The sequence below is a fragment of the Nitrosospira sp. CT genome, from assembly GCF_059489795.1.
Window position 1 is genome coordinate 195,130 of sequence record NZ_JCAHZJ010000066.1, and the last position, 12,081, is coordinate 207,210.

The window sequence follows — 12,081 nt, forward strand, 5'->3', positions numbered from 1 at the left end:
GGCTGCCCCCACTCTGCAAGAGATGAATACCTTTCTCTGCAAGGAGTAAAAACAGATTGGATGCCTATGGGAGTGTCATGTATCGACGGACAATCCTGATAATCTAATAGCCCTTACTCAAACTGCCCCGTCCTCTTTTTTATCATGAGACTTTTTGAAAAGTCTCAAACGATTCAGCGCATACAAACCTCGCTTGAGGGGGTTTGTATGCACCGGATGCACCTATCAAACCTGTCTATACTTTCCTGCGGCGCGCCATAACAGCCATCAAACCCAGCCCGGCCAGAAACATGGCGTAGGTTTCGGGTTCTGGAATGGGAGAAACCGTATAGCCAAAAAACGAGGTTGTTGCGCCCTCGGTCCCAGCCCTATTATCCCCGAAAGTATAAGTAAACGAGACATCAAAACGTTTTGCTTCGCTTGGTGCAAATGAACCTAATGAAAAAACAGGGATAAGATCGGTTGTATTGCGGGTTTCGGGCGGCTGGCCTATTCCACTTTGACAACTGGGCGATCCGGAGAAACATAGCTCGGTCAATGGAAGCTGCTGACTTCCGGTCAAATCCGCAAGTTCCCCATGGCTACAGTGTTCGCAACCGGACTTGTTAGTTTAACAATCAGGCTGGTTCCAGTACTGTTGAAATTGCTGGTGTACCACCCGTTTAAGTCATTGCGCCATTCCATGGGCAGGTAAGTCTCGCCAACCTTCTGCCATGCGAAAGGAATCGTGAAGTTCAATTCTGGCAAGGAATTCGCGGTGGTGTTTTGGAACAAAAGATTTTCGACCGTGTAGACGTCCCCATTGGTATGGGTGTAGTTAATGGATCGCGACCCCAGGCAGAAGAGGGATCATCCCGAAAAGTATATGCAGCTGCGGGAACAGCAAAAGTAAGGGATGTGGCTATTATTGCCAGGCTGGACAACCATCTTAAAAGCTTGATATTCATATTTAGCTCCTAGTTGTTGTTATTCCTATACCCACTTCAAGCAAAATAGACCTCCAGCCAAGGCTGTACAATAGTCCAGGCGGACTACTGAATACGCATTGTTGAAGTAGAGCTTCATTCCGGGACGAGTGTCTTAACTTGCACTGGTTTGAAACGCTGGAAGAGACCAAAACAATCATCGAGACTGGCGGCGGGACTACAACGAGAGTCGGCCTCACTCGACTCAATGACCTGACATCAGCTGAATTTGCAAACAAGGCGAGCGTTCTAAGGCCTGTTTCGATTTAACAACGCGAAAACTGCTTTCGGAATGGCCCTGAAAACCCCAGCGATCATCCTCGCCAAGGACCGACATTTTGCCGCTCACATTTTCTGAGGCCAACCTGGTGGTGTTTACCACCGCCCGATAACCGTTTAACATGCATCTATCTCCCCTTGGGTTGCATCAAGATGCAGGAATTTCAGTCGCGCCCTGTTTTCGAAGCCAAGCTGCGCCGGCGGGGCATTTATCTGCTGCCTAATCTCTTCACCACCGGTGCCCTGTTTGCGGGGTTCTATGCCATTGTCCAGGCAATGAATGGGCGCTTCGAGCACTCCGCCGTGGCGATTTTTATCGCGATGGTGCTGGACGGGCTCGATGGGCGCGTCGCCCGCCTCACCCACACGCAAAGCGAATTTGGCGCGGAATACGACAGCCTCTCCGATATGGTTTCGTTTGGCGCCGCACCTGCGCTCGTAATATACGAATGGGCGCTGAAAGGGATGGGCAAATGGGGCTGGATCGCTGCTTTTATCTATTGTGTCTGTGCTGCCCTGCGGCTCGCGCGTTTCAATACCAATATTGGAATTGTGGACAAACGCTATTTTCAGGGTCTGCCCAGTCCCGCAGCGGCTGCCCTCATTGCCGGGCTCATATGGCTCATGCTGGATTTTGACATAGCGGGCACAGATGTACGGTGGCTCGCCTGGTGCATTACCCTGTTCGCAGGCCTGACCATGGTGAGCGATATTCCCTACTACAGCGGCAAGGAAATCAATCTGCGCAAGTCGGTACCATTCATCACTGCCCTGTTGCTGGCGCTGTTCTTTTTTGCATTGATTCCGAGTCATCCACCGGTCGTACTGTTCTGCCTGTTTTTTCTGTATGCCTTGTCGGGTTATGCCATGTGGATTTGGCGGCGGCTGGCCAAAAGAAAACGAAAGATGATCGAGGGACAACAAGCATGACGAGACCCATGGTCACGCGCCTGACGCAAAGGCCCGCCTGGAAGGCGCTGGAAGCTCACTACCAGGCAATCAAAGGCATGCACTTGCGTCAGTTCTTCGCGGACGACCCGAAGCGGGGTGAGCGATTTACGGCCGAGGCCGCTGGCCTGTACCTGGATTATTCGAAAAATCGCATCACTGATGAAACGCTTCATCTACTGGTGCAACTTGCCGAAGAATGCGGCCTGCGCGAGCGCATTGAAGCCATGTTCAGGGGCGACGCCATCAATGTGACGGAGCAGCGTGCTGTACTCCACATCGCCTTGCGCACGCCTCGTAATGAAAAAATCCTCGTCGACGGAAATGACGTTGTGCCCGGGGTGCATGCCGTGCTCGACCGTATGGCGGATTTCTCTGACAGGGTACGTAGTGGAGACTGGCAGGGGCATACTGGCAAGCGAATTCGCAATATCATCAATATCGGTATCGGCGGCTCCGATTTAGGCCCGGTCATGGCGTATGAAGCGCTGCGCCACTACAGCCTGCCCAATCTCAGCTTTCGTTTCATCTCCAATGTTGATGGCACGGATTTCGTGGAGGCTACACGGGGTCTTGATCCCGAAGAAACCCTGTTCATTATCTGCTCCAAGACATTCACGACCACCGAAACGCTGACCAATGCCCACACTGCCCGGCGATGGATGCTGCGCCAGATAAAGGATCTGGATGGGGTGCGCAAGCACTTCGTCGCTGTTTCCACCAATGCGGAGGAAGTAGCCAGATTCGGCATCGATACTGCCAACATGTTCGAATTCTGGGACTGGGTAGGTGGACGCTACTCCATGGATTCCGCGATCGGACTCTCGACCATGATTGCCATCGGCCCAGAGAATTTCCGCGAAATGCTCGCCGGCTTCCACGCAATGGACCAGCACTTCTATTCCGCTCCGTTCGACAGGAATCTTCCCGTCCTGATGGGTTTGTTGTCGCTCTGGTATAACAATTTCTTTGGTGCGCAGACACTCGCTGTGCTCCCCTACGAGCAATACTTGAAGCGCTTTCCGGCTTACCTTCAGCAACTGACAATGGAGAGCAATGGAAAGCACATTACACTGGATGGTTCGCACGTTGACTACCAGACCTCGCCTATCGTGTGGGGAGAACCCGGCACCAACGGACAACATTCGTTTTACCAGCTCATCCATCAGGGAACCCGATTGATTCCCTGTGATTTTATCGGCTTCTGCCAAACCCTGAACCCCTTAGGCGATCACCATGACTTCCTCATGGCGAATCTGTTTGCCCAGACCGAAGCTCTTGCTTTCGGAAAAACGGAAGATGAAGTCAAAGCCGAAGGTGTCCCGGACTGGCTTTGCCCGCATCGCAGTTTTGAGGGTAATCGTCCCACTAATACGATACTTGCCGAGCGCCTCACACCCTACACCCTCGGTGCCCTTGTCGCTCTTTATGAGCAGAGTGTTTTTACGCAGGGGACAATCTGGCAAATCGATTCGTTCGATCAATGGGGCGTCGAACTCGGCAAAGTGCTCGCACGCCGCATCGGACAGGAACTGGAGGATGAAAACGGCGAGCCCCTGAAACATGATAGCTCCACCAACGCCCTGATACAGCGGTACAACAGGCTGAAACAAAAATAGCTGTGAACATTGGCTCCTGTCAAGAGTCGAAAAGTATGGTTTTCTACAGCTTCCCTTGCGCGTCGCCCTCCACTGCGACGGTCGGGAAACCCCGTAATATATTCGTATATTCGCACTTTATATATTGACGGGAGACGGAAAGCGCATTGCCCACAGTTCCCATGGAATCCCATTAACGGGTTTCTGTAATTCGCGTAAGGTTGCTTTTACGGGAGCACTCTCATGAGCGAACAGACCGATCTGGACCAAATCTGTATCAACACTCTTCGCAGCCTCTCCATCGACCAGGTGGAAAAAGCCCACTCCGGCCACCCCGGTACACCGATGGGCGCAGCTCCTACAGTCTTTTGTCTCTGGCATCGCTTTCTGCGTTACGATCCGGATAACCCGGACTGGCCCAATCGCGACCGTTTCATACTTTCTGCCGGTCACGCTTCAGCGCTGCTCTACAGCCTCCTCCATCTGACAGGAGTAAAGGGAACAAGTCCCTCTTACGAGGGTGAAGACCGGCTGGCGGTGACGATGGATGACCTCAAGACGTTTCGCCAGGCAGGCAGCCGTTGTACCGGCCATCCGGAATATGGATGGACTTCAGGAGTGGAAACGACGACGGGACCGCTAGGCCAGGGCGTGGGAGCCAGCGTCGGCATGGCTATAGCCGGGCGATGGCTTGCGGCCACTTACAACCGGCCCGATTTCGAATTGTTCAACCACAATGTTTATGCCTTGTGCAGTGACGGCGACATGATGGAAGGCGTCAGCAGCGAGGCGGCGTCCCTGGCAGGGCATCTCAAGCTTGGAAACCTGTGCTGGATATATGACGATAACCGCATCACGATCGAAGGATCGACCGATCTCACCTTCACGGAAGACGTAGCCGCGCGGTTTTCCGCATACGGGTGGAATGTCGCTCACGTGAATGATGCAAACGGATTACCGCTCCTGGCGGAAGCTTACGAGACGTTCCTGCACACCGATGATCGTCCCACGCTGATCATCGTGCATAGCCATATCGGTTATGGGGCGCCGCACAAGCATGACTCGCGGGAAGCGCATGGCGAACCGCTGGGGCCCGAAGAATCTCGCCTCGCCAAGGAATTCTACGGGTGCGACCCCGACAAGCAATTTTATGTACCGGATGGAGTCCGGGAATACTTCCAGACAGGGTTCGGTGAGCGCGGCAGAGCTGCACACGCCGCCTGGCGCGCACAGTTTGATGCCTATCGGAAGCAATATCCGGATCTGGCGGAGCAGATTGACCGCATGCAGCAACGCGGCTTGCCGGAGGGCTGGGATAGTGAATTACCGACCTTCCCCGCGGACGAAAAAGGTATGGCCACCAGGGAGTCATCCGGCAAGGTACTGAATGCCATTGCCGGGAAAATTGCCTGGTTGCTGGGCGGAGCTGCCGATCTCGCGCCTTCCACAAAAACGGAACTGAAAGGTGATTTCTACGGACAGTTTCAGCCGCCTGAACAGTACGAAAACGCCAAGGGCAGTTACCGCGGGCGCAATTTTCACTTCGGCTTGCGCGAGCATGCCATGTGCGCCATTGCCAACGGAATGAGCCTATCGAAATTGCGTCCCTATGCAGCGAGCTTTCTCGTATTCAGCGACTACGGGCGAGCCGCGCTCCGCCTGAGCGCAATGATGGAGATTCCCATCACCTACATCTGGACCCATGATTCCATCAGCCTGGGAGAGGACGGCCCCACCCATCAGCCCATCGCGCATCTGGCCTCCCTGCGGGCCACCCCCGGTCTGGTTGTTCTGCGGCCGGCGGATGCGAATGAAGTGGTGGAAGCGTGGCGGCTGATCATGCAACTCACTGACCGGCCCGTTTGCCTGATACTGACGCGGCAGGCAGTGCCGACTCTCGACCGGACCCGTTATGCGTCCGCGAGTGGTCTTGCTCGGGGTGCCTACGTGCTGGCCGATGCTGAAGACGGTAAACCCGCCGTGCTGCTGCTGGCGACTGGAAGCGAAGTCGCGCTTTGTATAGCTGCCCACGAACAGCTCAAGAAAGAAGGAATATCATCACGCGTGATCAGCATGCCATCATGGGAAGTTTTCGAACATCAAGACCAGGAATATCGGGACGAAATCTTGCCTCCAGGGATATTGGCGCGCGTGGGGGTTGAGGAGGCGTCGGGCTTCGGATGGGAGCGCTATACAGGCGCAGGCGGCTGCACCATTGCCATGCATTGCTTCGGCCTGTCCGCGCCGGCAAAAGTTGTTGCGCGACGCTTCGGATTCGAACCCGGACACATCGTCGCAGCGGCCAAGGAGCAGATTGCCCGGCACAATACGAAGAGCACGAAAAGCGAGAGCGAAAAGGCCCACTGAGCTTCGCATGCTCGCGCTCCCGTCGGTGCCCGTTGCCAGTTCCCAGCGGGATGAGAAAAGTCTGCTGCTAAAAAAACAACATGAAAATAAATCCTAACGCCGGAAAACCTGCGCAGCCAGAGATGCTTGTGAATGTGCCACGGCTTGTCACTGCCTATTACACCCGTATCCCCGACCCGAACCAGCCTGCGGAGCGGGTTGTGTTTGGAACTTCCGGACATCGCGGCTCCGCACTGGACGGCAGTTTCAATGAATGGCACATTCTCGCCATTACGCAAGCGATCTGCCAATACCGCAAACAACACGATATCAACGGCCCCCTGTTCCTCGGGATCGATACTCACGCATTGTCGGAACCTGCCTGCGCAAGCGCTCTGGAAGTGCTGGCTGCCAACGACGTGGAAGTCATGCTTGCCACGAACGACGAGTATACGCCCACTCCGGCAGTTTCCCATGCCATACTGACTTACAACAAGGGCCGCGCGCATGGGCTGGCAGACGGCATTGTCATCACACCTTCCCACAATCCCCCTGAGAGCGGGGGGTTCAAATACAATCCGCCACATGGGGGACCGGCGGGAGTCGAGGTCACCTCCTGGGTCGAATCCAGATCCAACACTTTCCTAGAAAGGAATCTGGCGGATGTAAAGAGAATGTCTTTCGAGAAAGCGTTGCATGCGGACACCACCCACCGGCACGACTTCCTCAACAGTTACGTTGCCGATCTGCAAAACGTTGTGAATACGAAAGCCATATCCGATTCGAAGATCCACATGGGCGTTGACCCGCTCGGCGGCGCGGGTGTCCACTACTGGAATGCAATCGCGGAGCGCTACAAGCTGAACATGACCGTGGTCAACAACCAGATAGACCCGACTTTCCGCTTCATGACTCTGGATTGGGACGGCAAAATCCGCATGGACCCCTCTTCCCCGTATGCGATGTGCGGCATGCTGGATATGAAAGATCGTTTCGACATTGCTTTCGCATGTGATACCGATCATGACCGACATGGAATCGTCACCCGGAGCAGCGGTTTACTTCCTGCGGATCATTATCTTTCTGTTGCCGTCCACTACCTCTTCCAGTCCCGCCATGGGTGGACCTCGAATACCGCAGTCGGCAAAACGGTAGTGAGTAGCCAGATGATCGATCGTGTGACTGCCGCGCTCGATCGCAAGCTCTATGAAGTACCGGTCGGCTTCAAGTGGTTTGTGGATGGCCTGGGCAATGGGTCACTTGGTTTTTGCGGAGAAGAAAGTGCGGGAGCCTCGTTCCTGCGCATTGATGGCAAGACCTGGACAACCGACAAGGATGGCATCGTGGCAGCACTGCTCTCAGGTGAAATACTGGCCCGCATGGAGCGCGATCCAGGCGAGATATACAGCAGTTTTGAACGCGAATACGGGCGATCCGAGTTCCAGCGGATCGACGCTCCGGCCACACCCGGGCAGAAGAAAGCTTTGAGCAGGCTGTCGCCGGATCAGATAAGGCAAACTGAAATAGCGGGCGAGGCAATTCGCACTATTCTCACTCGCGCCCCCGGCAACAATGCTTCCATCGGTGGTATCAAGGTCATCGCCGATAACGGATGGTTTGCGGCGCGCCCTTCCGGCACGGAAGATATCTACAAAATTTATGCCGAAAGCTTTTTGGGAAAAGACCACCTGCACCGCATCGTGACGGAAGCTCAAACGATCGTCGAGGAGGCATTCGCAGGAATCCGCAAGGGCGAATAAGTCTTGCTTGATGCTCCGTCTTTTCCTTTTGGGCGGCAGAACGATCATCCCATCGAATTTCTGGCGACCAAGGTATCCATGCCAACAGTCGTTCAGCAAGCTACAGTTTTTGTACGGCCATTCCCGTTGTAGCCGGTCAATCGACAGGCTCCGGAACAGGACTTCGTCTTTTACTGCAAGAAGGGAGGAGTGACGAAATGCGAAAAACCAATGGCTACACCGAGCCATCCGATGCACTGGTGCTGTTTGGGATAACGGGTGATCTCGCTTATAAAAAGATCTTCCCGGCGCTGTACGCGATGATCAAAAAGGGTATGCTCGATGTACCGCTGGTCGGTGTCGCCTCGACACCCTGGAGCCTCGATCAACTCAAGGAACGGGCAACCCAGTCCATCAGCGACTCCGGAAAGATCGATGACAAACGGGCGCTGGATCACCTCCTTTCCCTGCTGCGATATGTGCACGGGGACTACAACAACCTCGATACGTTCAAAGTACTCAAACAGGCTCTGGGAGATGCACGTCATCCCGTGCATTATCTCGCTATCCCTCCTCTTCTCTTCGAAAATGTCATAAGAGGTCTTGGTGCGCTCGATCTGGCCGCGGGGGCCCGTGTCATTGTAGAGAAACCTTTTGGACGAGATCTTGAGTCAGCACGTGAGCTGAATCGTATTGCACGCTCCGTGTTCCCCGAGGAAGCGATATTTCGCATCGATCATTTTCTCGGGAAAGAGGCGATCATGAATATTCTTTATTTCAGATTCGCCAATTCATTTCTGGAACCGATATGGAATCGTAATTATGTAGCCAGCGTGCAGATTACATTGGCTGAGGAATTCGGAGTTGAAGAACGAGGCGCATTTTACGAATCGGCCGGCTGCCTGCGCGACGTGATCCAGAATCATCTTTTCCAGATTGTTGCGCTGCTCGCCATGGAACCTCCCGCCTATCGGGGCCTCGGAACGGTTCAAAGCGAAAAAATCAACATATTCCACGCCATGCGTCCACTTGTACCCGAGGATCTGGTGCGTGGACAGTATGCGGGTTACCGCCAGGAAGCGGGCGTGGCGGAGGATTCCGATGTCGAGACATTCTGCGCCCTGCGGCTTTTCATCGACTCCTGGCGCTGGGAAGGCGTCCCCTGGTATCTGCGTTCCGGCAAGTGCCTGGCCAAGACCGCTGCGGAGGTCCTTGTCCAGTTGAAACCGCCGCCGCAAAGACTTTTTGCTGATTCGGCAAGCGCCGCGTGTGACGCCAATTACCTCAGGTTCCGCCTTTCTCCGGTCTCAGCGGTTGCTATTGCAGCAAGAGTCAAGCATCCCGGAAAAGAGTTCAAAGGCGATCAGCAGGAGTTGTGCCTGGTCGAGGAGCACTTCGGGCGTGAATCGCCTTATGAACGCCTCCTGCATGATGCAATGATTGGCGACGACACACTGTTTACCAAGAGGGAGGCTGTGGAGGCATCCTGGACGGCACTCGATCCTGTACTCAAGACATATCCTCACGTTCTGCCCTACGAGCGCGGAAGTTGGGGCCCCCCCGCAGCTGATACCCTGATTGAGCCGGATGGCTGCTGGCACAATCCGGGGTAAGTATCTCTAAAGCCTGTTAACACTTGCTTCGCGGACGCGAAACAAGTGTTAACACGCCCTAGTTCGGCTGAGACTTCTCCATCTCCCATTCACCCGAACCCCTTGTCTCCGTTCGTCCTGCGCCTGTCGAAGGGCAGTAAGGAACTTCTAATGTTTTCCCGTCACCCATCCTCATGAGAATGGGGTATGTATACTGCATCCTCAGAGAGCGGCTTCCTGCCCTTCCGATGCGAAGATCTCCTGACAAAATTTTGACAATTCAAGGACATTAAATTCACAACTGCTGTGCTAGTTTAAAGTGGCAACAACATCTTATCTATTTTTCATAACCTGGTGCGCAAAGTGCGCGCCATAATTCTGGAGACTTGATGAATATGTCATTGTTACGTTTATCGCAGCAAACCACGCTCTTTTCAGCCCTTTTGGTATTTGGACTGTCAACGTATGCGGAGATCGCAACGGCGGCACTGCCTGCGCAAAGTCCCATCGATTTTCGCCCAAATAGCACTTATTTCGGCCATCTGCCGGCACTCAACTTCAACTTGAGTTCCGACACACCACTCAATGTCATCAACAATGGTTCCACGGAGTTCAGCACCGCCGCCAAGGCTATTGTCAATCCAGGTGCCGGTTCCCTCACGCTTTCCGGCCATGACTGGGAGCTTGCCCAGTTTCACTTTCATACCCCTTCCGAGCACTTACGGGATGGCCAGGAGAGCCCTATGGAGATGCATCTGGTCTTCAGCGATAGCAATAACGATCTTCTCGTGGTTGGCCGGTGGGTTCAGGCTGGCACATTTAACAGCGATCTCGCTCCGATTTTCTCCCATATTCCGCAGAACACTTCTGAGACACTCCATATCGACCATTTCAACCTCAATACACTCATTCCCTCCAACCTGGAATCCTTCCGCTATTCCGGTTCGCTGACCACGCCTGATTTTGATGAAGGCGTCAGTTGGGTGATGTTATCGCAACCGCTATTCATGTCTTCGGAGCAAATCAATGCGTTCAGCTCGCTGTTTCCGGAGGGGGATGCACGCGGAGTCCAGGATCTTAATGGACGCATCGTCCTGACGGATGTACCTGGATTCGTCACCGCCGTTCCCGAACCTGAAACTTACGCGATGATGCTGGCAGGGTTATGCCTCATGGCGTTTGTTGCCGGGCGTAAAACAAGCCATTAACCCAAGATGTCCCAACTGTTCTGTTGTGTGAGTCGAGTTGTACGGTCTTTGCATCTGTGTAACCTTCGTTTTTAAAGATTGCAAAAGCAATGTGGACGAGTACCGGCGGTACACGTCCACTCAGACATTTCCCATTCTCACTCACATCATTGTCGCCAGAGCTTCCAGGATTTCAACAAATCCGCAAAATCTGTCTTGACCGGATCACCCTCAAGCGCGCACCATTCACTCTATCTCCCATTCGAACGAAGAGCAGACCATGCAACATCCAGGGATATTGAAAACCCGGACGACGCAAGCCGCATTATTTGCCGGCATCATTATTCTGGGCAGCGCTGCCATGTCCTACGCTCAATCGGAGCCGGGAAACCGCGCAAACAGTTGGGTACGAGACATATTTGTCGATACAGACCAGCGAAATCAATCGCTGGAAAAGGATGCACTGGGCTGGGAGCTTCCCCCGGGGACCAAGGAAGAAAAGGGAAACAGGACTGAAAAGGGAGAAAGCGATAAGGCTTCCGTTGCGCCCCAGCAAACAGATCAGGCGAATGCCGCCGAGGGATGGGAGGCACCTGCGCAGGGTTCCGAGTCCGGATCCGGTTCGTGCAAATATGCATCGCCTGAGCAGGAGGATTTTCTCTGCAAAATGGTGCGCATCCTGTATGGGCCTGATACGCCCCGCGGACCGAATCGCAACATGGATGAGAATATTTCCGCGGGTGGCGCGGGAGGCTGATTCCGCTTTAAGCAGCAGATGAGCGCCTGCTCCGTAGGCCCCAACCCAGGGGGTAGACCTTGAAAAGCACCTTCCATTCCTTCCTGTTCGGTTGTCTGTTGTTTTTCTCGGCAGCGGTCCTACCCCTTCCGGTCGCTGCCGATACGCCAGGGGATGAACACCTATCTCCGTCCGTTTCCCCGACACTGATTGCATCCCATCAGAACGATGGGCAGGTCGATTGTCAGGAAGCGGTATCTGGAAATACTGTCTCTCCGAACGGGGAAGCGACACTCAGGCACGAGAATGCGTCAGAGAAGGGACAGACTGCAGAAAAAAGTACCGCTCCCTGTCTGCAGGATACTGAGCATCGGAAAGACCTCCTGCATAGAATTCTCCGCTTCTTTGTGGCACCTGTCCCCAGCCGCCCCAACCTGGACGTCGACACCAACATTTCAGCAGGGGGTGCTGGCGGCAGTTGAGAGCCGGAATCGGACTCGGAAGCCTGCTTTCTGCTATTATCGTGGTGCCACCCGAGCGCCCTTTTCTCGCTTTCGAGACGTTCCACCCCCTCGTTCCCCTGCGTCTGGTTTTCGTGTCGTCGCGCCCCCTACCGCCCCACGGAATCTGACAGCTCGCTCTTCTACTTTCCTGCCGGAGCCTTCAGCTGTTCGTTCATTTCCAGCGACGG

The 12,081-nt window shown here is 54.4% G+C and carries 10 protein-coding genes and 1 pseudogene; 9 read left to right on the forward strand and 2 right to left on the reverse strand.

Features of this window, described 5'->3' with window-relative positions; genetic code table 11:
• Positions 1–235: 235 nt before the first annotated feature.
• Positions 236–538 carry a PEP-CTERM sorting domain-containing protein gene (locus tag AC52W5_RS12355; RefSeq protein ID WP_495671203.1) on the reverse strand — a complete coding sequence of 101 codons (303 nt, stop codon included), beginning with the start codon at positions 536–538 and terminating at the stop codon, positions 236–238.
• Between the two features lie 523 nt (positions 539–1,061).
• Here AC52W5_RS12355 and AC52W5_RS12360 point away from each other — a divergent pair.
• Positions 1,062–1,235, forward strand: a pseudogene (locus AC52W5_RS12360) (integrase core domain-containing protein); the annotation flags it as partial.
• Here AC52W5_RS12360 and AC52W5_RS12365 read toward each other — a convergent pair.
• Positions 1,171–1,368, reverse strand: a complete 198-nt coding sequence (locus AC52W5_RS12365) for a hypothetical protein (RefSeq protein ID WP_112891437.1) — start codon at positions 1,366–1,368, stop codon at positions 1,171–1,173. The pseudogene AC52W5_RS12360 and the gene AC52W5_RS12365 sit on opposite strands and share 65 nt — an antisense overlap.
• 29 nt (positions 1,369–1,397) lie before the next feature.
• On the opposite strand from AC52W5_RS12365, the gene pssA reads away from it, so the two are divergent.
• The 8 genes from pssA (at position 1,398) to AC52W5_RS12405 (ending at position 11,872) form a co-directional block, all read left to right on the forward strand.
• Positions 1,398–2,174, forward strand: coding sequence for a CDP-diacylglycerol--serine O-phosphatidyltransferase (pssA, locus tag AC52W5_RS12370; RefSeq protein WP_074972464.1), 777 nt, complete (start codon positions 1,398–1,400; stop codon positions 2,172–2,174).
• Positions 2,171–3,811 (forward strand): glucose-6-phosphate isomerase, encoded by a 1,641-nt coding sequence (pgi, locus tag AC52W5_RS12375; protein WP_495671204.1) that lies wholly within the window; start codon positions 2,171–2,173, stop codon positions 3,809–3,811. Before pssA ends, pgi begins: the two co-directional genes overlap by 4 nt.
• A 222-nt stretch (positions 3,812–4,033) precedes the next feature.
• Positions 4,034–6,157, forward strand: a complete 2,124-nt coding sequence (gene tkt / locus AC52W5_RS12380) for a transketolase (RefSeq protein ID WP_495671205.1) — start codon at positions 4,034–4,036, stop codon at positions 6,155–6,157.
• Positions 6,158–6,237: 80 nt separating this feature from the next.
• Positions 6,238–7,896 (forward strand): phosphoglucomutase (alpha-D-glucose-1,6-bisphosphate-dependent), encoded by a 1,659-nt coding sequence (pgm, locus tag AC52W5_RS12385; RefSeq protein ID WP_074972468.1) that lies wholly within the window; start codon positions 6,238–6,240, stop codon positions 7,894–7,896.
• 197 nt (positions 7,897–8,093) lie between these two features.
• A complete protein-coding gene (gene zwf, locus AC52W5_RS12390; protein ID WP_074972470.1) occupies positions 8,094–9,488 on the forward strand; it encodes a glucose-6-phosphate dehydrogenase in 1,395 nt (464 codons plus the stop codon).
• Between the two features lie 368 nt (positions 9,489–9,856).
• Positions 9,857–10,675 carry a carbonic anhydrase family protein gene (locus tag AC52W5_RS12395; protein WP_495671206.1) on the forward strand — a complete coding sequence of 273 codons (819 nt, stop codon included), beginning with the start codon at positions 9,857–9,859 and terminating at the stop codon, positions 10,673–10,675.
• A 259-nt stretch (positions 10,676–10,934) separates the two neighbouring features.
• On the forward strand, positions 10,935–11,411 hold the full coding sequence (locus AC52W5_RS12400) for a hypothetical protein (protein WP_495671207.1): 477 nt from the start codon (positions 10,935–10,937) through the stop codon (positions 11,409–11,411).
• A 59-nt stretch (positions 11,412–11,470) separates the two neighbouring features.
• Positions 11,471–11,872 carry a hypothetical protein gene (locus AC52W5_RS12405; protein WP_495671208.1) on the forward strand — a complete coding sequence of 134 codons (402 nt, stop codon included), beginning with the start codon at positions 11,471–11,473 and terminating at the stop codon, positions 11,870–11,872.
• Positions 11,873–12,081: the final 209 nt, after the last annotated feature.